Genomic DNA, 18,988 nt, shown 5'->3' on the forward strand with positions numbered 1-18,988 from the left:
AGATTTGACCGATCACAAACATGACCGCGAATTCACTTGTCAAAGTCATTCGTGCCATTAGATTCACGGGTATGCACCGTTTCGCAAAAATCCTCATGCTGCTTGCGCTGATCCTTCAGGGGTTCATGCCAGCCATGGCTATGGCACCGCCGCTGGTCACGGCACCGGATCACGCCCTGCGCCATGGCATGAGCCACGAGCAGATGATGGCGACGAAGGCGAGCGTTTCCCACGCGCATCACGAAGCTCTTGAAGATGCGCAGCCCGCGCAGCGGGATAAAAGCTGGCATTGTCCGCTTCTGCCCGCCAATTGCACCGTGGCGTTCTGCATTGCCTGTACAGCGCTCCCTCCGCCGCTCATCTCCGCTTCAGGTCCGGTTGCGGCACCGGATAGGCCTGCACCCGCGCTGATGTCTCCCATGAGCGACGAAACCCCGCGTCCGCTGGTTCCTCCTCCCCGCGCTTGAGTTCTTTTCCATCACAGAACTCAAGATCCATTCAGGAGAAAAACCATGAAACTCTCAATGCTTTCGGCTGCAATCGTGGCGCTCGGCATAACCATCACCCCTGCCCTTTCGCTGGACATGAAGATGAAAGGTCATCAGGGCCACCAGGGCATGGGCATGGACACATCCGCCTCGACCAAAGCCTTCGAAGCGGCGAACGCTAAGATGCACAAGGACATGATGGTGCCCTATACCGGCAAGACGGATGTCGATTTCGTGCGCTCCATGATTCCGCACCATCAGGGCGCTATCGACATGGCCAGGATCCAGCTTCAATACGGCAAAGATCCCGCCATCCGCAAACTCGCCGAAGAAGTGATTACGGCACAGGAGGCCGAGATCAAGATGATGCAGGACTGGCTGGCGAAGAACGGCGGCTGACGCAGTCTTTTCATCCGATTTCGACAATGGCGCGGTTGCGCCATTGTCTCGCGTCAGACTGCCGCTAAACTCTGCCTTGAAAAGGAGGCCGCCTTGACGATACGCCCTGTCTCGATGATCGCCTTCGATGCCGACGACACGCTCTGGCAGAACGAGCAATATTACCGTTTCACGGAACAGAGTTTTCGCGACCTGCTGGCTGAGTATGCGGAAGGCGAACAGGTGTCCGAGCGCTTACTGGAGGCGGAGAAGCGCAACCTCGCCCATTATGGTTTCGGCATAAAAGGTTTTACGCTGTCGATGATCGAGACCGCCATCGAGATGACGGAAGGCAGAGTTCCAACCGAAACCATCGGCCAAATCCTGATGATTGGGCGCGAACTGCTGAAACATCCGGTGGAATGCCTGCCGTATGCGCGAGAGGCTCTGGAGAGTTTACGCGGGCAGTATTTTCTCGTCCTGATCACCAAGGGGGATCTGTTCGATCAGGAACGAAAGCTTGCCCAATCCGGCCTTGGCGATTTTTTCGATGCGGTGGAAATCGTGTCCGACAAGACGGCGACCACCTACAGACGGATTTTCGGCAAGCATGGAGAAGGGCCGGAACGCGCCATGATGGTGGGCAATTCGCTGAAATCCGACATTGTACCGGCCATTGCAGCGGGCGCCTGGGGCGTGTTCGTACCGCATGAACTGACCTGGGTGCTGGAGCATGTGGAGAAGCCCACAGAGGCGCCGCGATTTCGGGAAATTAAAAATCTGGGAGAGTTGAAACAGTTGATCGACACTATATATTAAATTATTATTATAATAACATTTACTCCCGAATTTGATACATAATCCTGACCAAAATAGGAATTCTGACCAAAATAAGATAAATAATCACAAACAAATTTTACTTTACACATCTTAAAGAAGAATTTACTACCGCTTAATGCAATTTAAAATTACGGTGTCTCTGGCGATTTTGCCACGGAGGATCGTTATGGCTATCAATATAACCTATGCAGGCTATGGAGTTTGGGAAAAAACTCGCGACGCCACAAGCGAAATCAAGAAGGCGTATGCATCCGGACAACGCCGCTTTCTCGCGACAAACGATTGGGTGGGCGACCCAGCGCCGGGTGAGCGCAAGTATCTCTATATCGTATGGGATGGCGGCGGGTTCCTGACGTCTGGTGTCGTCGGAGAGGATGACGGCAAGGGCGTCAACCTCCCCTGATTTCAGGCAAGGACGAACTTGCTGATTTGAGTGCGAAAGAGACCTGGAGGTTTTTCCAACCTCCAGGTCCATGCATAGCACTCAAGGACGAACGAAATCCGCGCGGAGGGCCTCTGTCTCCTCGCGGATACAGCAGCCTTCGATATGGTCGTTCACCAGCCCCATGGCCTGCATGAAGGCGTAGACCGTCGTCGGGCCGACGAAAGTCCATCCGCGCTTCTTCAGATCCTTCGACAGACGAACCGAGACCGCCGTCGTTGGATTGGCGCGCAGGTGTTCGAGATCAACGGCGGACGGACGTTCCTCGGGCTTCGGCTCATAGGACCAGAAGAAGCGCGCCAGCGAACCGAACTCATCGCGCAACTCGATGGCTCTGCGAGCATTGTTGATGGTCGAGACGATTTTACCGCGATGACGGATGATGCCCGCATCAGCCACGAGCCGTTCGACATCCGTATCATCGAACAGAGCCACTTTCTCGAAATCGAAAGCGGCGAAGGCTGCACGAAAATTCTCGCGCTTGCGCAGGATTGTCAGCCAGGAAAGGCCTGACTGAAAGCCTTCGAGACAGATCTTCTCGAACAGGCGGTGATCGTCCACCACCGGGCGGCCCCACTCCTCATCATGATAGCGGATATAGTCCGGCAGGTTCTGATGCCAGAAACAGCGGCATTTCCCATCCGGCCCCTCGATTATGCCCGCTTTTTCCACCTTCGAATCCCTCTCCTGCTGCAATGAAGATGGTTTAACAGCTATCAACCATCTTTTAAAACCGGCGGTTAACCTTGCCGAAAGCTTTCCAGCATCGGCAGCATTCTCGCCACCCGAAATTTACCATTCGCTTTAATCTTTGGGTCACGGTCGCAGCCAAACCACTGCCGATAGCGAATGTAGGAAGAGGGATACAATGCCCAGCAGATCGAAATCACTGGTCTTGATCTTGAGTGCAATAACAGGACTGACGGCCGCAGAGGCCGCAGCGCAGGAACGTTACCGTGAACGTCCGCCGGTCGTGGTGAGCCCCGATCTCACCGCTCCGTGGGTCATGCAACTCGGCGGACAGGCGCGTGCTCCCGGCGGCTACCGCGTTCAGCCCATGCAGCGCGGCGTTCGCGATTACCGGGATCCGGCCACACGCGATGCGGCGCAGCCTCGCTATGCCTACCCGTCGCGCCAGCCGGCTTATGTCGTACCGCGAACCCAGACGACACAGATCCGGCCAAACCGCGTGCCCGCTCAGCAGGCTCCGGTCCAGCAGGCGGCCATGCAGCGCGTTCCCGTGATCAAGGGCCAGATCGAGCCGCAATTCCTGCCGCAGATGGTCGAATATAAGACGGAACACAAGCCCGGCACGATCGTGATCGATACCAACAACCGCTTCCTCTATCTCGTGATGGAAGGCGGTCAGGCCAAGCGTTATGGCGTCGGTGTGGGCAAGCCTGGCTTCGAATGGGCCGGAACGCACACGGTTACGCGCAAGGCGGAATGGCCGGATTGGCATCCACCGAAGGAAATGATTGCACGTGAAGCCGCGAAGGGCCATTACCTTCCGGTCAAGATGGAAGGCGGCCCGGAAAACCCGCTGGGTGCGCGCGCCTTGTATCTCGGCTCCACGCTCTATCGCATTCACGGCACCAATGCACCATGGACGATCGGTAGCGCCGTCTCTTCGGGCTGCATCCGCATGCGCAACGAGGATGTGACAGACCTCTATGGCCGTGTGAATGTCGGCACGAAGGTCATCGTGATGTAAATCCGCGAAATGAGTGCCGTTTCAGGACGGCACTCCTGTTGGCGGACTTGCATTCCCCGACAAATCAATAAAACTTGCCCTGACTTGCGAAAGCTCAAATCGGGGGATGGGGAATGGCAGTTTTCAAGGGGCGCCTGGCGCTTGCACTCGCGGCCTGCGCGATGATCGGATCGGTCGACACGGCATCGGCCTTCACGCGCGGTCCGCAACCGGTTGCGACAGGGTCCAGCGACGTGACCTTCGTTGCGCAGCATCGCGAACCGGACGAAAAGTTCCAGAGGCGCGTCGTCAGGCTGGCGACGACGGAAGCGCCGGGTACGATCATCATCGATACCAACAACAAGTTCCTCTACCTCGTCGAAGGCAATGACCGCGCCATCCGCTATGGCGTCGGTGTGGGTCGCGAAGGCTTCGGCTGGTCCGGCATCGTCAAGATCGGCCGGAAGGAGGAATGGCCCGAATGGCGTCCGCCCAAGGAAATGATTGCCCGTGAGGCCCGCAAAGGCCACCATCTACCAGTGGTACAGAAGGGCGGCATAGACAATCCGCTCGGCGCGCGCGCCATGTATCTTTACAAGGGTGGCCGCGACACGATTTTCCGTATCCACGGAACCAACCAACCCTGGACTATTGGCCTCAACATGTCATCCGGCTGCATCCGCATGATGAACAAGGATGTAGAGCATCTCTACTCTCGGGCAGAGATCGGCGCGAAGGTGATTGTCATCGGCCCCGGTAACAAGCAGGGCGCGGTGGCTTTCGAAGATCGCGGCATCGATATTCTGCGCACGATCTTTGGCGGTTGAACTCGCAATTTCTGGCGGCGATGAAAGTCGTCGCCAGCCTTCTTAGCTCAATTTATCCGGCTTCGGGCCACCATAGGCCCAATCCAGAAGCTCAACCGTATGGACGATCGGCATGGCTGTGCCGCTGGCAATCTGCGTCATGCAGCCGATATTGCCGGTGGCAATAATATTGGCCTTCGTCGCCTCGATATTCTTCACCTTACGGGCCTTGAGCTGAGCGGAAATTTCCGGCTGGAGAATGTTGTAGGTTCCGGCCGAGCCGCAGCACAGATGCCCTTCCGCCGGATCACGCACGGCAAAGCCTGCATTGCGCAGGAGCGCCTTCGGCTGGAGGGTAATCTTCTGGCCATGCTGCATGGAACAGGCAGAGTGATAGGCCACCGTCAGGCCGCGACTTTCCAGAGGAGGCAGATCGAGCGTGGCCAGATATTCCGTAATGTCCTTGGCGAGGGCGGAAATCCGTCTGGCCTTTTCCGCGTAGGACGGATCGAGCCGCAGCATGTGGCCGTAATCCTTGATGGTCGTGCCGCAACCGGATGCGGTGATGATGATGGCATCCAGACCGCGCTCCTCGATCTCGCGGGTCCAGACATCCACATTGCGGCGGGCAAAATTCAGCGCCTGTTCCTCGCGTCCCATATGATGAACCAGTGCGCCGCAGCAGCCCTCTCCCTTGGGGCGGGCAATCTCAACGCCAAGCCGGGTGAGAAGCCGCTCTGTTGCTTCATTGATGCGCGGATCAAGAACCGGCTGCGCGCATCCGGTCAGAATGGCAACGCGGCCCCGTTTCGCCACCGCAAGCGGCTGAGATTGCTGCGGCAGCGGCTGCGGCAGGGTTACCGGTGCAAGGGTCAGCATGGCAGCGAAAGGCTTCAGCGGCGCAAAGCCCGCCAGCATGGGGCCAAACGGTTTTCCAATCCGGGCAAGTTTCAGTGCAGCGCGAAAGCGCGAAGGATAGGGCAGGACGAAGGCCAGAACGTTGCGGATCAGGCGGTCCATCAGTGGACGGCGATAGGTATTTTCCACATGCGCACGGGCATTATCGATCAGGTGCATGTAGTCCACGCCCGAGGGACAGGTGGTGGTGCAGGCAAGACAGGACAGGCAGCGATCCAGATGCTTGACGACTTGCGCATCGGCAGCGCGACCGTTTTCCAGCATATCCTTGATGAGATAGATGCGGCCGCGCGGACTATCCAGCTCATTGCCCAGCGTGACATAGGTGGGACAGGTCGCCGTGCAGAAACCGCAATGCACGCAGCGGCGCAAAATGGCCTCGGATTCTGCCACATGGGGATCGGCGAGCTGCTCGGCGGTGAAATTGGTCTGCATGATCAGGATCTCGCCATCTTGCCCGGATTGAAAATGCCAGCCGGGTCCAGCTGCTGCTTGACCCGCGCCTGAAGCGCGAGAACCGCTGCGGGCAAGGGCTCGAACGCGTTTTCTGTTGCCCTCATATCGTCGCTCGCCCGAACAAGCGTGGCATGGCCCCCGCCGGTCTGATGCATGACGTGACGCACGAGTTCGCCTTCCGGCTCGGATTCCATGCGCATCCACAAAAGACCGCCCTGCCAGTCGTAGAAGCAATCGATCCCCGCCTGCAAGCGAAGGGCCGCGACCAACTGGAAACCGCTGGTGGGCGCGACGGAAACCCTCCACAAGGGCTTCATAGTGCCGTCGGCATAGGGTTTGACATCGCGAATTTCCTGCCAGAGAACGCGGCTTTCTTCGGCTTCCAACTGGCTGATGGGCGCGAGAGATTGCAGCGTCGCGACCAGTTTTTGGGCACGCACGGCAACCGATGCGGCAAGGCCTTCGAGTCTCAGAACCGTCGCAGGACCGTCTGACAGGTTACCGTTCAGGAAGCGGCCCCTGACGCTTTCCGGCAGATGCGCGGCCCCCGAGACCTCGACCGACAGGCTCATGGCAATCGCCATGGCACGGGCGGCCTCTCCATCATCGAGCCCGGACAGGATGATGGTGCGCTGGTCCTGCGGGCGAGGAAGAACACGGAACGTAACCTCAGTCAAAAAGCCCAGCGTTCCAAATGAGCCCGCCAGCAGCTTCACGAGATCCAGGCCGGTGACATTTTTCATCACCCGTCCACCGGCTCTCAGAACCTCACCGCGGCCATTGATATAGCGGACGCCCAGAAGGCTATCACGCGCTGCACCGGCAACGAAACGGCGGGGACCGGATGTATTCGTTGCAAAAATGCCGCCGATTGTCGGTTCGCCCACAGTGCCCATGACGGCGCGATGATCCATGGGCTCGAAGGCCAGCATCTGACCATTTTCAGCAAGCGCCTCCTCGATCTCGGAAACAGGCGTTCCGGCGCGGGCGGTCAAAACCATTTCTGCCGGATCGTAAGCGACAATGCCGGAAAGACCCGCCGAGCGCAGCACGCCCTGTGCTTCGACCTGCTGACCGAAGCCGCTGCGGGTATTGCCGCCGGAAATTGCGAGACTGCGTTTTGCTTCGGCGGCAGCGCGGATCATATCCGCCGCTTCCTCTTCACGCGTCGGGACCAGAAGAAGGCTCATACGGCACCGGCAGTCTGTGGCCGTCCATCAAGCGGGAAGACCTTGGAAGGATTGAGCAGCCATTGACTGTCAAAGGCTTCCCGCACTCGGATCTGCTGATCGAGTTCCGCCCGCGTGTATTGATGCAGCATCAGGTCCCGCTTTTCGATGCCAACGCCATGCTCCCCGGTCAGGCAGCCTCCGGCATCGACGCACAGTTTCAGAATTTCATTGCCAGCGGCTTCCGCCTTGGCCGCCTCAACGGGATCGTTTGCATTGAATAGGATCAGCGGATGCATGTTGCCATCTCCCGCATGAAAGACATTGGCGACACGCAGACCGAACCCTTCGACGATTTCACTCGTGCGCTTCAGGACATAGGAAAGCTTGCTTAGCGGCACCGTGCCATCCATGCAGATGTAATCGGCTATCCGCCCGGTTGCGCCGAACGCGGATTTACGGCCCTTCCAGATCAGCGCCGCTTCCGTGGCCGACTGACTTTCCCGTACGGTCTTCACCCCATGACGGCGAGCAATCTCGACGATGCTGGACAGCATCGCCTCCATCTCGGCTTCAGACCCCTCCACCTCGACAATCAGCAAGGCTTCGACATCCAGCGGATAGCCAGCCTTGGCGAAGGCTTCACAGATTTCGATGGCTGGCTTGTCCATGAATTCGATTGCGACGGGGATGATCCCTGCCCCGATGACATCTGCCACACAGGCCCCGGCTTCTTCTGAACTCGTGAAGCCGAAAAGCACCGGACGCGCGCCTTCCGGTTTCGCAATCAGGCGTACTGTCGCCTCGGTCACGATACCAAGCTGCCCTTCCGATCCGCAGACGAGGCCCAGAAGATCGTAACCGGCACTATCCAGATGCTTGCCACCAAGATCGATGACGGTGCCATCCATCAGCACCATCTTCACGCCCAAGAGATTGTTGGTCGTCACGCCATATTTCAGACAGTGGGCGCCGCCGGAATTCATGGCGATATTGCCGCCTATGGTGCAGGCCAGTTGCGAACTTGGATCGGGAGCATAGAAATAGCCTTCCGGTCCAACCGTATCGGAAATGGACAGGTTCGTGACGCCCGCCTGCACGGTTGCGGTGCGATTGGCAAAGTCGACCTCGAGAATTCGCGACATCTTCGACAGGCCGATGACGACGGCATCTTCCTGCGGAATGGCGCCGCCACATAAAGAGGTACCAGCACCCCGCGGCACGACAGGAACGCCATAGCGATGACAGTATTTCAGGACAGCCGCCACCTGGGCGGTGTTGTGAGGCAAAACGACGGCCAGAGGTAGACGACGATAGGCGACGAAGGCGTCCGTTTCGAAGGGAACAAGTTCGCGCGGCTCATGCACAAGGCAATCGGCCGGGAGCAGATCCGCCAGATCCGCAATGATTGTGGAACGGCGAGCCAACACCTTTTCGCGCGGCGGAAGAAACGAAATCACATCAGACAAGACTGCCTCCCTCATCTGGTCAATATCGCATTCCTCTCACTTTCGTGTAGGCGCATCAAGCTTGTGCCGCTGCGAAAGCAGACTTATCTGGAACTCGATGCCTGCAATGGTAGTGACCGGTTAAGGCTCGCGCAACTTATCGCCCCTAAAATCTGTTTCTAGACGAAGGGTGTGAGCCGGGACTATAGTTTTATTTCTGTTGAACAGCTGTGCAGCAGCTGATTCTTGCGTCATAATCGGTCGCAGGAAGGAGATTTCGGAAAGTGAGTCTGCTCGATCGCATAACGGAAAACATTCTGCTGATGATGCGACGCCCGCCGCGTCAGCAATATGCCGCCCTTTGCTATCGGATCGATTCCATCCATGGTCTACAGATCCTGCTTCTGACCAGCCGCGAAACCCGACGCTGGGTCATCCCCAAGGGTTGGCCGATGAAGGGCAAGAAGGCGCATGTAGTTGCCGAGCGTGAAGCTTTAGAGGAAGCGGGTGTGCGCGGTACCGCTGAAAAGGAAGCCTTTGGCCACTTTGGATATCTCAAGAAGCTCAAGAACGGCTTGAAAGTTCCTGTCCGCGTTCAGGTCCATCCCCTACGCGTGGATGGAATGGTGGATAACTTCAAGGAGAAAGGTGTTCGCGACCTTGATTGGGTCGACTGCCAGACGGCAGCCTCGCGCGTTCAGGAACCGGAACTGCGCAACCTTATCCTTGCTTTCGGAAATCATCCCGATCACCGCATGAGTTCATCGCTCAAGGCTGTCGGTCGCTAAATTGTCAACCGTCTGCCAAAGACCGCTGATTATATCGGCAATACAAAGATGGCGGTTTGAGGCTGCGTGAATAAACCTGATCAAACACAGGCGAACCGCCGAAAGGCGTCGCGCAAAGCAACGCTGGACAAGGATCTGGAGAAGATCAATCTTGTCGAGGATGCCTCACGCCACATTAGCCGCAGGCTTGCAGCACCGGGTGCTGCCTTTCTGTTTGTGATTGCTGCCATGCTGATGGCGATCGGGGCGATGACCGGCCATCCGGAAACAATTCTCGTGGTGCTGGCGGCAGCCCTTGCCGCCTACATGGCCATGAACATCGGCGCGAACGACGTTGCCAACAATATTGGCGCGGCGGTTGGTGCGCGTGCCATGAGCATCGGCACGGGCCTCGTGCTGGCGGCGATCTGCGAGATTGCAGGCGCGCTGATCTCCGGCAGCGACGTCGTGCGGACAGTTGCGACCGGCATAGTGCGACCAGATATGGTGCAGGACCCAATACAATTGTCTTTAATCATGATGGCTGCCCTTATTGCTGCGGCAGCCTGGATCAATATTGCGACCTGGATCAACGCACCGGTTTCGACCACGCATTCGATCGTGGGTGGTGTTATGGGCGCCGGAGTTGCCGCGGCGGGCGTGAACGCAGTCAACTGGTCCGTACTTGGCGGCATTGCGGTCAGTTGGGTTGTTTCTCCGATCCTGGGCGCCCTGATCGCCGTGGCCATGCTCGCCTTCATCAAGACGTTCATCATCTACACGCCGGACAAGATTGCCGCGGCCCGGCGCTGGGTGCCGCTCTTGATTGCTCTGATGCTTGGCAGTTTCACCACCTACATCCTGATCGTTTTGCCGAACGAGATCGTCTTCCTGCCCATGTCCGTCATGCTGGGGATCGGTTTCGTGACCAGCGTCCTAGGTTGGATGATCAGTCACCCGCTCATTGCAAGAAGCGCGGAAGGACTTGAGAACCGCAATCAGTCCCTGCGCGTGCTCTTTCGTATTCCACTGATCTTTTCCGCAGCGCTGCTATCCTTCGCCCATGGGGCAAACGATGTTTCCAATGCAATCGGACCCCTGGCGGCCATTGTTTCTGCATTGGGAGGATCGCAGAATTTGGGGGTGCAGTCCGTACCTCTCTGGGAACTGACGATCGGCGGGCTGGGGATTGCCCTTGGTCTACTGCTTTTCGGGCCGCGACTGGTCAATCTGGTCGGCAAGGAGATAACAAAGCTCAACCCGATGCGGGCCTACTGCGTTGCCCTTTCGGCAGCGGTCACCGTCATTCTCGCCTCCAGCATCGGCGCTCCGGTAAGCTCGACGCACATCGCTGTCGGTTCAGTCTTCGGTGTCGGGCTGTTTCGCGAATGGTATATTCGCCGCTCAGCGCAGAGGCAGACCTATCTTTCCCTCACGGCGCAGGAACAGGGCATGACCGAGGTCGCCCCGATCAAGCCTCCACGAGATGTCAATCAGGCTGAAGAAAGGCGCCGAAGGTTAGTGCGTCGCTCGCATCTACTGAGCATCCTGGCGGCGTGGATGATCACGGTTCCGCTATCGGCTGCCCTTGCAGGTGGCGTGGTGATGCTTATGTTGCGGTTTTTAGGCTGAACAGGCATTTCCTATGCGCGCCAACTTCCGCATGCAAAGACTCTTCATTTCCTCTGCCATTTCGGCTGGTGCCGAGCTGGAGGCCACATCCGATCAATACAATTATCTCGTCAACGTGCTGCGCATGCAGGCCGATGACGACGTGCTGATCTTCGATGGCGAAAATGGCGAATGGCGTGCCAAGCTGGCGCTTCCCAGCCGCAAGAGGCTGCTGCTGGTGCCCGTGGAGCAGACGCGGCCCCAGACACCACTTCCTGATCTTCATTATCTTTTCGCGCCGTTGAAGGTGGGGCGGCTGGACTATCTGGTCCAGAAGGCCGTCGAGATGGGCGCCGGCCTTCTGCAGCCGGTCATGACACAGCATGTCCAGGGCAAGATCACCAATCTGGATCGCTTGCAGGCCAATGTCGTGGAAGCCGCAGAGCAATGCGGCATTCTTTCCGTGCCGGAAGTCCGCGCTCCGGTTCGCTTGCGTGATCTGCTGGAAACCTGGCCGGGCGACCGTCGCATTATCTACTGCGATGAAGGCGAGGAAAGCCAAAATCCACTGCCCGTCCTCTCCACGGTGTCTGAACGCAAGCTGGCGCTGCTCGTCGGTCCGGAAGGCGGTTTTTCCGAGGAGGAGCGACAATGGCTTCGGACCCTCCCCTTCGTGACCGCCATTCCGCTTGGTCCGCGAATTCTGCGGGCGGATACGGCAGCCGTTGCAGCTCTTGCCGTGGTTCAGGCTGCAATTGGGGATTGGTCTTCCAGTTCATATTCAATCTGACTTGCAAAAGAAATTCACTTGCACCGATCAAAGATCCGGTTCAAGCAGCCATCATCGGAATCCCATCCGCAATTTCATTGAACAAGGTCTCCCATGGCCCGTGACACTACCGATAGCACACCGCTGACCTCCACGGCTGAACTGGCCGCCTATCTGGCGAAGGGCTGCAAGCCGGAAAGCGATTTCCGGATCGGCACCGAGCATGAAAAGTTCGCGTTCTTCCGGGCGGATAACAGTCCCGTTCCTTATTTCGGCGATCGCAGCATTTCCGCCCTGCTGAAAGGCATGCAGGCAAAGCTGGGCTGGGAACCGATCCTGGATGGCGACAACATCATCGGTCTGGGTGAGCAGTCTGGCATGGGCGCCATATCCATCGAACCGGGCGGCCAGTTCGAGCTCTCCGGTGCGCCGCTCGAGACCCTGCATCAGACCTGTCGTGAGTCCAATCAGCACCTTGCTGTCCTGCGCGACATAGCCGAGCCGATGGGCATCCGCTTCCTCGGTATCGGCGGCAGCCCGAAATGGACGCTGGCCGAGACGCCACGCATGCCGAAATCCCGCTATGACATCATGACGCGCTACATGCCGAAAGTGGGACGTCATGGCCTGGACATGATGTATCGCACCTGCACCATCCAGGTGAACCTTGACTTCTCTTCCGAGGCCGACATGGCGCGGAAGATGAAGCTTTCGCTGAAGCTGCAATCGCTTGCCACGGCCCTGTTTGCCTCCTCGCCTTTTACGGAAGGCAAGCCGAACGGGTTGCAAAGCTGGCGCGGCGAGATCTGGCGCGATACCGACAATGCGCGCTCCGGCCTGCTGCCGAAGGCTCTTGGCGATGGCTTCACCTTCGAAGACTATGTGGAATGGGCGCTGGATGTGCCGATGTATTTCATCGTGCGCGACGGCCGCTACCATGATTGCACTCACGTGACCTTCCGCCAGTTCATGAATGGCGCCCTGAAAGGCGAGGTTACGGACTGGGAGCCTAATATGGGCGACTGGACTAACCATTTGTCGACATTGTTCCCGGATGTACGGCTGAAGCGTTACTTGGAAATGCGGGGTGCCGATGGTGGCCCATGGCGTCGCATTTGCGCACTTCCCGCTTTCTGGGTCGGATTGCTTTACGACGAAGGCGCCATGGCCGCTGCCGAGGACGTTACCGAGAGCTGGAGCTTCGAGCAGGTGCAGGCGCTGCGTGATGCAGTTCCGGTTGAGGGGCTGCATGCGGCGATCGCTGGGCGCCCACTGATGGACTTGGCGCGTGAGATCGTGAAGATTTCCGCCGAGGGCCTCAGGCAGCGAGCCCGTCTCAACGGCGAAGGTCAGGACGAGAGCATCTTCCTGCAACCGCTTGAGGAGATCCTCGCCAAGAAGCGTGTTCTCGCGGAAGAACTGCTTGCGCTTTACAACGGCCGCTGGAACGGGTCGGTCGATCCCGTCTTTGACGAGTACCAGTATTGAGCCATTCAGGAAGGGGCTTGTTTCCCTTCCGCTTTCTCTCTGAATTCTATTCGAAAACCGCTGCACAGTTTTCGAGATGCGCTATAGTGGCGCCCATAAACACAATCCAGAGAGGAGCCACAGAATGGTGCCGCTGTTCGATATGATCATGAGAGCGCAGAACGGTGCAGCCATGGATGCCATGGCCAAACAGTTCAATCTGGCGCAGGAACAGACGGCGCAGGCCATGGCGGCACTGCTGCCTGCCTTCTCCTCCGGTTTCAAACGGTCGAGTGCCAATCCCTACGATATGAGCTCTCTGATGAGCGCCATGTATTCGGGCAATTACGGCAAATATTTCGAGGATGTGAGCAAGGCCTTTACTCCACAGGGCATGATGGATGGCAATGCCGTGCTGGAGAAGCTCTTCGGTTCCAAGGAGGTTTCCCGGGCCGTGGCAGAGCAGGCCGCTCAACTGACCGGTATAGGGCAGGATGTTCTCAAGCAGATGATGCCTGCCATGGCAGACACTTTGATGGGTGGACTGTTCAAGCAGATGAGCGGCCAGATGACTCCTAACAATGCCTTCTCCCCGGACGCCATGACCCGCATGAGCGAGCAATGGCTACAGGCCATTGGCTTCCAGCCGAAGCCCAAGCCGCAAGCCGACCCCTTCTCCCTTAATAATCCGATGTTCCAGGCTGTGCGCAGTTTCTGGGGACTGGACAAGCAGCAGGAACAGAAGGCGCAGGCGACAGGAAATCCCTTCCTCGACAACCCTTTCGCCAAAGCATTCCAGGACATGATGACCGGCGGATTGCAATCCAAGCCAGCCGAGGAAGCCGCGCAGCCGAAGCCAGAGGCAGAAGCGCCCAAGCCGGATAACGAGGCTTTTCGGTCTATGCTGAATTCCATGTTCGACACCGGGGTCGAAGTTCAAAAAGCATATCAGAAGAATATGGAAACCCTGATAGAAGGCTACCGGCGCAGCGCTACCGCAGAGCCGAGCAAGAGCGACGGCTGAGCCAGATCGTTTCTACGTTTCAGAGACAAAAAAGCCCGGCAGGTGGACATACCGGCCGGGCAAGGAGCAGGGGTATTGGCGGACCCTGCGGGGAAAACTTGAATTGGAGCATGCCGAACAGACGGGAGGTGGATCATCTGATCCGGAATGCCTGGGTGGCGCGGTAAGCCACCTGAAGTTCGAACTCAGCCTGTCATCGGGCTTTTTACTTTCCGGCCGAAAATGTACCAGGTTGACGGGGAGCCGACGGCAGGAGCGTGAACGGATCCTGCAACAGCCTCGTCGTATCAAGTACGTGATCGACATCCCGACGGTTAAGACCAATGTCTCGCAGATGGGCTTCGTCAAGTTCTGCGATGGCTGCCAGTGCCTGTCGATTGCGCACACCGTTCAATACGGATTTGACCCAGGATGTAGCCGTGGCAAAAAAGCGTGTCTCGGCTTTGCCAGCATTTGCCAGTGCAGGGGTAAAGGTCCGGTCGGTCGTGCGCATGGGAGTATCCTTTCGATTCGGCACGAGGGAGCATGCTCCTGCACGGGTGCACAGGAGTGACAGCGTCTTGCGGCGTTGGAGGTCAATGTCGCTTTGCTATGATGCAGTTATCGCCGAATTCATATTGATCAGTCCAACGAATGTTTCTAATGATTAACATCAGCGAACCTGATGGATAGAGCCGATGTCAGCACCTTTGGATATAGATCAGCTGCATACCTTCGTCGCAATCGTCGACGCAGGCAGTTTCACGAAGGCGGCCGACCGCGTGTTCAAAACGCAAAGCGCGGTTTCCATGCAGATGCGACGCCTGGAAGAGCGCGTTGGCAAGCAGCTTTTCACCAAGGATGGACGAGGTAACCGGCTTACGGCAGAAGGCGAGAAGCTTCTGAACTATGCGCGCCGCATCATTCGCCTCAACAACGAAGCGATTGCTGCATTTGACGACAACCGTCTTGAAGGCACCCTGCGCATCGGCACGCCGGATGACTATGCCGATCGCTACATGCCCGAAATAATTGGGCGTTTTGCCAAGACACATCCGAATGTCGAACTGTACATCGTCTGCGAGCCTTCAGTCGATCTGGCCGAAAAGATGGCAAGGGGCGAACTGGATATTGCGCTGGTGACCCATAATCCGCGTGCGCGGCAATCGGATGTCGTGCGGACCGAGCCGCTCTGCTGGGTCGCTTCGGCAAATCATCCCCTGCGGGACAGCGCACCGGTGCCACTGGCCGTTGGGCGCCGCGATTGCAACTGGCGGCAGCTCGCCTGCTCGGCACTGGATGCGGATGGGCGCGACTATCAAATCCTGTTCACAAGCTGGTCTTCGACTGTGGTCGCTGCAGCCGTACTGGCGGGCATGGCGGTTTCGGTGCTGCCGGAGTCGGCACTTCGCCCTGGAATGAAAGTCCTGACCCAGGCGGATGGCTTTCCTCCCCTGCCCCCGGTCCAGATCGGTTTGATGAAACGGCCCGGTCTTTCGACGTCGCTGATGACGGCGATCACCGATCACATCACCGCATGTCTCGACAATATTTCGTCGACGGTGGCTGCCGATGAGGTGGACGGCGCGGAAATAAAGCCATTCGGCCGCAGCGGAACACGCTTGCGCAGCATACCGATGATGCCCGGCTGGTAACCGGGCATCACAAGAAACGATCAGGCCAGATACTTCTTGAAGAAGGCTGTCGTGCGGCTCCAGGCGAGATCTGCTGCCGCCTTGTCGTAGCGTGCCGCCGATGTATCGTTGTTGAAGGCGTGGTTGACGCCGTCATAGATGAAGATCTCGAATGTCTTGCCGTTATCCGTCAGCGCTTTCTTGTAGGCGTCAATCCCGGCATTGATCCGTTCATCCAGACCCGCATAATGAAGCAGAAGCGGTGCCTTGATGGCAGGAACATCGGCTGCCGGTGCCTGTGCGCCATAATAGGCGACGCCTGCGTTCAACTCCGGTGACTTGGTGGCCATGCGGTTGACCAGGCCGCCACCCCAGCAGAAACCAACCGCACCCACCTTGCCATTGGCGCTCTGGTGCTTGGCGAGAAATGCCCGCGTTGCCTCGCCATTGGCGACCGTCTGGGCCATGTCAAGCGTGCTGAACATCTCGCGTGCCTTGTCCTCATTGGAGGGCGTGCCGCCCTGCGGCGACAGGAAATCTGGCGCAAGCGCCACGAAACCATCGACAGCGACGCGGCGGGCGACATCACGAATATGCTCGTTCAAGCCGCGATTTTCATGGATAACAATGACGGATCCCAATGGGGCAGAAGCGGATTTAGGCGTGACGAGGTAGCCCTTCATCTCACCCGAGGCGCCGGGATAGGTGACATCCTGGCCGGCAACACGGCTATCATCCGGAGCAACCATGGCCGCCTGTGCGCTGTTTGCGGCAAGCATGGGAGCGATGGTTGCCGCAGCTGCACCAGAGCCTGCGAGAACCGTCAATCTTTCCATGAACTTCCGACGGTCGAGGCTGAGATGGGTATATTCATCATAGGCGTCGATCATGGCCTGCGTGATATTCGGCTTATCATTCTGGCGATCCATAGGGTTTCCTCTGCTGGGTTTTGGTGCGGCTAAGATGGAACAAAAAGAGCGGCCTGGAAGCCGCTCTCACTTTATCCGCCAACACGTCTACGTGACGATCAGTCTGCCAGATCCAATACGATGCGTCCATCGATCTTGCCCACCTCCATGCGGTGGAAGATGTCGTTGATGTTCTCGATCCGGTCCCACGAGAAGTGCGAGGCAACCTTGCCTTCGCCTGCGAACATCAGGCTCTCTTCCAGATCCTGCCTCGTGCCAACAATAGAGCCGCGGACAGTAATGCGCTTCAGAACCGTGTCGAAGACCGGCAGAGAGATGAAGCCAGGCGGCAGACCGACAAGCGACATGGTGCCTTTGGAGCGAAGGAAACCATAGGCCTGCTCCATGGCTTTGGGCGAGACAGCCGTTACCAATGCGCCGTGAACACCACCCGTTGCCTTTTGAACCTGCGCGGTGGCATCGGCATCCTTGCCATTCACGGTCAGATCGGCGCCGAAGGTTTTTGCCAGCGCCAGCTTGTCGTCGAAGATGTCCGCGGCCACAACATGCATGCCCATGGCCTTGGCGTATTGAACCGCCAGATGGCCCAGCCCACCAATGCCGGAGATGACGACCCACTCTCCCGGCCTGACTTCCGTTTCCTTGAGGCCCTTGTAGACAGTCACGCCCGCACACAGGATCGGGGCCGCCGGTCCGAATTCCAGATTGTCCGGCAGTTTCCCAACAAAGTCAGGATCGGCTAGGCCGTACTGCGCGAAGGTGCCGTTGACCGAATAGCCGGTATTCTGCTGCGAGCCGCACAATGTTTCCCATCCCGTGCGGCAGGGCGAGCAGCAGCCGCAGGCGGTGTGCAGCCACGGAACGCCCACACGATCGCCCTCTTTGACGGATTTCACGCCAGCACCGAGTTTGGCCACGAAGCCTACGCCCTCATGGCCCGGAATAAAGGGAGGATTCGGCTTGACCGGCCAATCGCCATTGGCTGCATGGAGATCCGTGTGGCACACACCGGTCGCCTTGTACTGCACGAGAATCTGGCCCGGGCCCGGCTCCGGAACTGCCATTTCCTCGATTGCGAGCGGCTGCCCGAAGGCACGCACGACGGCAGCTTTCATTGTCTCAGCCATGATCAAACTCCATCTCCAAACGAAAAGGTCCGGGCTGTCGAATTGCCCAGACCTTGTCTAGATGAGATTCAGCATTGGCTTATTGATCTGCCTCAACTACGCGGGTTTGTGCCCCGCTCTCACGTCAGCACCATCCAGATGGCAAGCCAGATCCACATGATCAGCAGTGCGCCAAAGCCCACGATGAAGGCTGGTCTGCGATGGGCAATACGATTCGTGGAGATGTGAATATAGCTATGCACATAGCGGGAGATGACGAAAAGCCAGGCGAGCAAAACCGTGCCGATATTATCCGCATTGACGATGTAGATCGCAATACAAGCAACATGGAAGAAGATCGGCAACTCGAACTGATTCTTCAGGTTGTTATGCACGAACAGGCTGTCTTCCGGCTCGCTCAGATTCTGGCGGAACTGGGAAACTGTTGCCCGCCCACCTTTGACTGCCGCAACGCGCCTGCGTGACAGAAGCACGTAGAGCACGAAGACAAGCACGACATGGGCAAACATCGGCCAGATCATGGATTGATCCGAAATCATTCAATTTCCTTTCCAGGCATTTCCCGCACTGCTTGGCCGCTTCCGATGCCTATCCTTATTGACGCCGAAGACGGAGTGTCTCTGTTCCAGAGCCATCTTCGCCGGATACGGTCCAAACGCCTTCCAACACCCCATTGCCCTTTACCTCGTAGACAACCAGGCCGACATCCTTACCGAGAATGTAGGAGGCGGCAAACGCGTTTTCGTAGAGCATGCAAATGCCTGTGGACGAGGTGGAACCCGTTTTCCACTCGATGGAGCAGGTTGTCTCGCTGGTTAGCTTGATGCGAGCCGTGCCCTGATACTTGCTGCCGTCCAGATTGGTTCCACGAACATCGTAAGTACCGGCCTCGACGGTCTGCCCGAGCACCGGAAAGGCCGGAAGAGCGGCCAGAACTGCGACTGCAATCAGTTTTCTCATTGTCTACCCCTGATCCCCTGAAGCCCCGCGTTGTGAACGAGGCGGCATCAGAATAATCGGGGCGTTGCGGCTGGCAATGGCGC

Annotated in this window: 21 protein-coding genes; 12 read left to right on the plus strand and 9 right to left on the minus strand. The window is 57.9% G+C overall.

Features of this window, described 5'->3' with window-relative positions; all coding sequences use genetic code 11:
- Positions 1–71 precede the first annotated feature (71 nt).
- The 4 genes from E8M78_RS14010 to E8M78_RS14025 all read left to right on the plus strand — a co-directional run bounded on the left by E8M78_RS14010 (position 72) and on the right by E8M78_RS14025 (position 2,109).
- The gene (locus E8M78_RS14010; RefSeq protein ID WP_205910239.1) at positions 72–467 is read left to right on the plus strand and encodes a hypothetical protein; all 396 of its coding nucleotides are present in this window, start codon (positions 72–74) and stop codon (positions 465–467) included.
- Positions 468–512: 45 nt separating this feature from the next.
- Positions 513–887, plus strand: a complete 375-nt coding sequence (locus E8M78_RS14015; RefSeq protein WP_137135606.1) for a DUF305 domain-containing protein — start codon at positions 513–515, stop codon at positions 885–887.
- A gap of 93 nt (positions 888–980) precedes the next feature.
- Positions 981–1,685 carry an HAD family hydrolase gene (locus E8M78_RS14020; RefSeq protein ID WP_137135607.1) on the plus strand — a complete coding sequence of 235 codons (705 nt, stop codon included), beginning with the start codon at positions 981–983 and terminating at the stop codon, positions 1,683–1,685.
- Between the two features lie 187 nt (positions 1,686–1,872).
- Positions 1,873–2,109, plus strand: coding sequence for a hypothetical protein (locus E8M78_RS14025; protein WP_137135608.1), 237 nt, complete (start codon positions 1,873–1,875; stop codon positions 2,107–2,109).
- Positions 2,110–2,190: 81 nt separating this feature from the next.
- Here the strand turns inward: E8M78_RS14025 and E8M78_RS14030 are convergent, their stop codons facing one another.
- Complete coding sequence (locus E8M78_RS14030) at positions 2,191–2,820, minus strand: DNA-3-methyladenine glycosylase I (RefSeq protein WP_137135609.1); 630 nt, start codon at positions 2,818–2,820, stop codon at positions 2,191–2,193.
- 196 nt (positions 2,821–3,016) lie between these two features.
- Between E8M78_RS14030 and E8M78_RS14035 the strand changes: the two genes are divergently transcribed.
- The gene (locus E8M78_RS14035) at positions 3,017–3,862 is read left to right on the plus strand and encodes a L,D-transpeptidase (RefSeq protein ID WP_137135610.1); all 846 of its coding nucleotides are present in this window, start codon (positions 3,017–3,019) and stop codon (positions 3,860–3,862) included.
- A gap of 113 nt (positions 3,863–3,975) precedes the next feature.
- Positions 3,976–4,668: a L,D-transpeptidase gene (locus tag E8M78_RS14040; RefSeq protein ID WP_137135611.1), complete on the plus strand. Its 693-nt coding sequence runs from the start codon at positions 3,976–3,978 to the stop codon at positions 4,666–4,668.
- 42 nt (positions 4,669–4,710) lie between these two features.
- Here E8M78_RS14040 and glcF read toward each other — a convergent pair whose 3' ends face one another.
- Genes glcF through E8M78_RS14055 form a run of 3 tightly spaced genes read right to left on the minus strand, consistent with a single transcriptional unit; the run spans position 4,711 to position 8,659 of the window.
- Positions 4,711–6,000, minus strand: a complete 1,290-nt coding sequence (gene glcF / locus E8M78_RS14045) for a glycolate oxidase subunit GlcF (protein ID WP_137135612.1) — start codon at positions 5,998–6,000, stop codon at positions 4,711–4,713.
- A 2-nt stretch (positions 6,001–6,002) separates the two neighbouring features.
- Entirely contained in the window at positions 6,003–7,211 is a 1,209-nt protein-coding gene (gene glcE, locus E8M78_RS14050; protein ID WP_137135613.1) for a glycolate oxidase subunit GlcE, read from the minus strand.
- On the minus strand, positions 7,208–8,659 hold the full coding sequence (locus E8M78_RS14055; RefSeq protein ID WP_137135614.1) for an FAD-linked oxidase C-terminal domain-containing protein: 1,452 nt from the start codon (positions 8,657–8,659) through the stop codon (positions 7,208–7,210). The genes glcE and E8M78_RS14055 overlap by 4 nt, the downstream gene beginning before the upstream one ends.
- A gap of 263 nt (positions 8,660–8,922) precedes the next feature.
- Here E8M78_RS14055 and E8M78_RS14060 point away from each other — a divergent pair, with 263 nt between their 5' ends.
- The 5 genes from E8M78_RS14060 to E8M78_RS14080 all read left to right on the plus strand — a co-directional run bounded on the left by E8M78_RS14060 (position 8,923) and on the right by E8M78_RS14080 (position 14,276).
- Entirely contained in the window at positions 8,923–9,426 is a 504-nt protein-coding gene (locus E8M78_RS14060) for an NUDIX hydrolase (RefSeq protein WP_137135615.1), read from the plus strand.
- Positions 9,427–9,492: 66 nt separating this feature from the next.
- Positions 9,493–11,037, plus strand: a complete 1,545-nt coding sequence (locus tag E8M78_RS14065; protein ID WP_137135616.1) for an inorganic phosphate transporter — start codon at positions 9,493–9,495, stop codon at positions 11,035–11,037.
- A 13-nt stretch (positions 11,038–11,050) separates the two neighbouring features.
- Positions 11,051–11,806 carry a 16S rRNA (uracil(1498)-N(3))-methyltransferase gene (locus E8M78_RS14070; protein ID WP_137135617.1) on the plus strand — a complete coding sequence of 252 codons (756 nt, stop codon included), beginning with the start codon at positions 11,051–11,053 and terminating at the stop codon, positions 11,804–11,806.
- A 93-nt stretch (positions 11,807–11,899) separates the two neighbouring features.
- Positions 11,900–13,273 (plus strand): glutamate--cysteine ligase, encoded by a 1,374-nt coding sequence (locus E8M78_RS14075; RefSeq protein WP_137135618.1) that lies wholly within the window; start codon positions 11,900–11,902, stop codon positions 13,271–13,273.
- 124 nt (positions 13,274–13,397) lie between these two features.
- Complete coding sequence (locus tag E8M78_RS14080; RefSeq protein ID WP_137135619.1) at positions 13,398–14,276, plus strand: DUF937 domain-containing protein; 879 nt, start codon at positions 13,398–13,400, stop codon at positions 14,274–14,276.
- Positions 14,277–14,481: 205 nt separating this feature from the next.
- Here the strand turns inward: E8M78_RS14080 and E8M78_RS14085 are convergent, their stop codons facing one another.
- Positions 14,482–14,769, minus strand: a complete 288-nt coding sequence (locus tag E8M78_RS14085) for a DUF1127 domain-containing protein (RefSeq protein WP_137135620.1) — start codon at positions 14,767–14,769, stop codon at positions 14,482–14,484.
- 184 nt (positions 14,770–14,953) lie between these two features.
- Here E8M78_RS14085 and E8M78_RS14090 point away from each other — a divergent pair, with 184 nt between their 5' ends.
- Positions 14,954–15,910, plus strand: coding sequence for a LysR substrate-binding domain-containing protein (locus E8M78_RS14090; protein ID WP_137135621.1), 957 nt, complete (start codon positions 14,954–14,956; stop codon positions 15,908–15,910).
- 20 nt (positions 15,911–15,930) lie between these two features.
- Here E8M78_RS14090 and E8M78_RS14095 read toward each other — a convergent pair whose 3' ends face one another.
- The 4 genes from E8M78_RS14095 to E8M78_RS14110 all read right to left on the minus strand — a co-directional run bounded on the left by E8M78_RS14095 (position 15,931) and on the right by E8M78_RS14110 (position 18,905).
- Positions 15,931–16,818: a dienelactone hydrolase family protein gene (locus E8M78_RS14095; RefSeq protein WP_137135622.1), complete on the minus strand. Its 888-nt coding sequence runs from the start codon at positions 16,816–16,818 to the stop codon at positions 15,931–15,933.
- Between the two features lie 98 nt (positions 16,819–16,916).
- A complete protein-coding gene (gene adhP, locus E8M78_RS14100; RefSeq protein ID WP_137135623.1) occupies positions 16,917–17,945 on the minus strand; it encodes an alcohol dehydrogenase AdhP in 1,029 nt (342 codons plus the stop codon).
- A 119-nt stretch (positions 17,946–18,064) separates the two neighbouring features.
- Positions 18,065–18,484: an MAPEG family protein gene (locus E8M78_RS14105; protein WP_062553144.1), complete on the minus strand. Its 420-nt coding sequence runs from the start codon at positions 18,482–18,484 to the stop codon at positions 18,065–18,067.
- Positions 18,485–18,539: 55 nt separating this feature from the next.
- The gene (locus tag E8M78_RS14110; RefSeq protein ID WP_137135624.1) at positions 18,540–18,905 is read right to left on the minus strand and encodes a hypothetical protein; all 366 of its coding nucleotides are present in this window, start codon (positions 18,903–18,905) and stop codon (positions 18,540–18,542) included.
- Positions 18,906–18,988: the final 83 nt, after the last annotated feature.

The sequence above is a fragment of the Rhizobium sp. FKY42 genome, assembly GCF_005222835.1.
Classification (GTDB): Bacteria; Pseudomonadota; Alphaproteobacteria; order Rhizobiales; family Rhizobiaceae; genus Neorhizobium.

What these genes read in the sequence shown, in the direction of transcription:
- glcF (WP_137135612.1), bottom strand. Translation starts at nt 6,000, where the DNA reads ATGCAGACCAATTTCACCGCCGAGCAGCTCGCCGATCCCCATGTGGCA.
- E8M78_RS14075 (WP_137135618.1), top strand. Translation starts at nt 11,900, where the DNA reads ATGGCCCGTGACACTACCGATAGCACACCGCTGACCTCCACGGCTGAA.
- E8M78_RS14025 (WP_137135608.1), top strand. Translation starts at nt 1,873, where the DNA reads ATGGCTATCAATATAACCTATGCAGGCTATGGAGTTTGGGAAAAAACT.
- adhP (WP_137135623.1), bottom strand. Translation starts at nt 17,945, where the DNA reads ATGGCTGAGACAATGAAAGCTGCCGTCGTGCGTGCCTTCGGGCAGCCG.
- E8M78_RS14015 (WP_137135606.1), top strand. Translation starts at nt 513, where the DNA reads ATGAAACTCTCAATGCTTTCGGCTGCAATCGTGGCGCTCGGCATAACC.
- E8M78_RS14095 (WP_137135622.1), bottom strand. Translation starts at nt 16,818, where the DNA reads ATGGATCGCCAGAATGATAAGCCGAATATCACGCAGGCCATGATCGAC.
- E8M78_RS14090 (WP_137135621.1), top strand. Translation starts at nt 14,954, where the DNA reads ATGTCAGCACCTTTGGATATAGATCAGCTGCATACCTTCGTCGCAATC.
- E8M78_RS14035 (WP_137135610.1), top strand. Translation starts at nt 3,017, where the DNA reads ATGCCCAGCAGATCGAAATCACTGGTCTTGATCTTGAGTGCAATAACA.
- E8M78_RS14085 (WP_137135620.1), bottom strand. Translation starts at nt 14,769, where the DNA reads ATGCGCACGACCGACCGGACCTTTACCCCTGCACTGGCAAATGCTGGC.
- E8M78_RS14080 (WP_137135619.1), top strand. Translation starts at nt 13,398, where the DNA reads ATGGTGCCGCTGTTCGATATGATCATGAGAGCGCAGAACGGTGCAGCC.
- glcE (WP_137135613.1), bottom strand. Translation starts at nt 7,211, where the DNA reads ATGAGCCTTCTTCTGGTCCCGACGCGTGAAGAGGAAGCGGCGGATATG.
- E8M78_RS14070 (WP_137135617.1), top strand. Translation starts at nt 11,051, where the DNA reads ATGCGCGCCAACTTCCGCATGCAAAGACTCTTCATTTCCTCTGCCATT.
- E8M78_RS14040 (WP_137135611.1), top strand. Translation starts at nt 3,976, where the DNA reads ATGGCAGTTTTCAAGGGGCGCCTGGCGCTTGCACTCGCGGCCTGCGCG.
- E8M78_RS14110 (WP_137135624.1), bottom strand. Translation starts at nt 18,905, where the DNA reads ATGAGAAAACTGATTGCAGTCGCAGTTCTGGCCGCTCTTCCGGCCTTT.
- E8M78_RS14105 (WP_062553144.1), bottom strand. Translation starts at nt 18,484, where the DNA reads ATGATTTCGGATCAATCCATGATCTGGCCGATGTTTGCCCATGTCGTG.
- E8M78_RS14010 (WP_205910239.1), top strand. Translation starts at nt 72, where the DNA reads ATGCACCGTTTCGCAAAAATCCTCATGCTGCTTGCGCTGATCCTTCAG.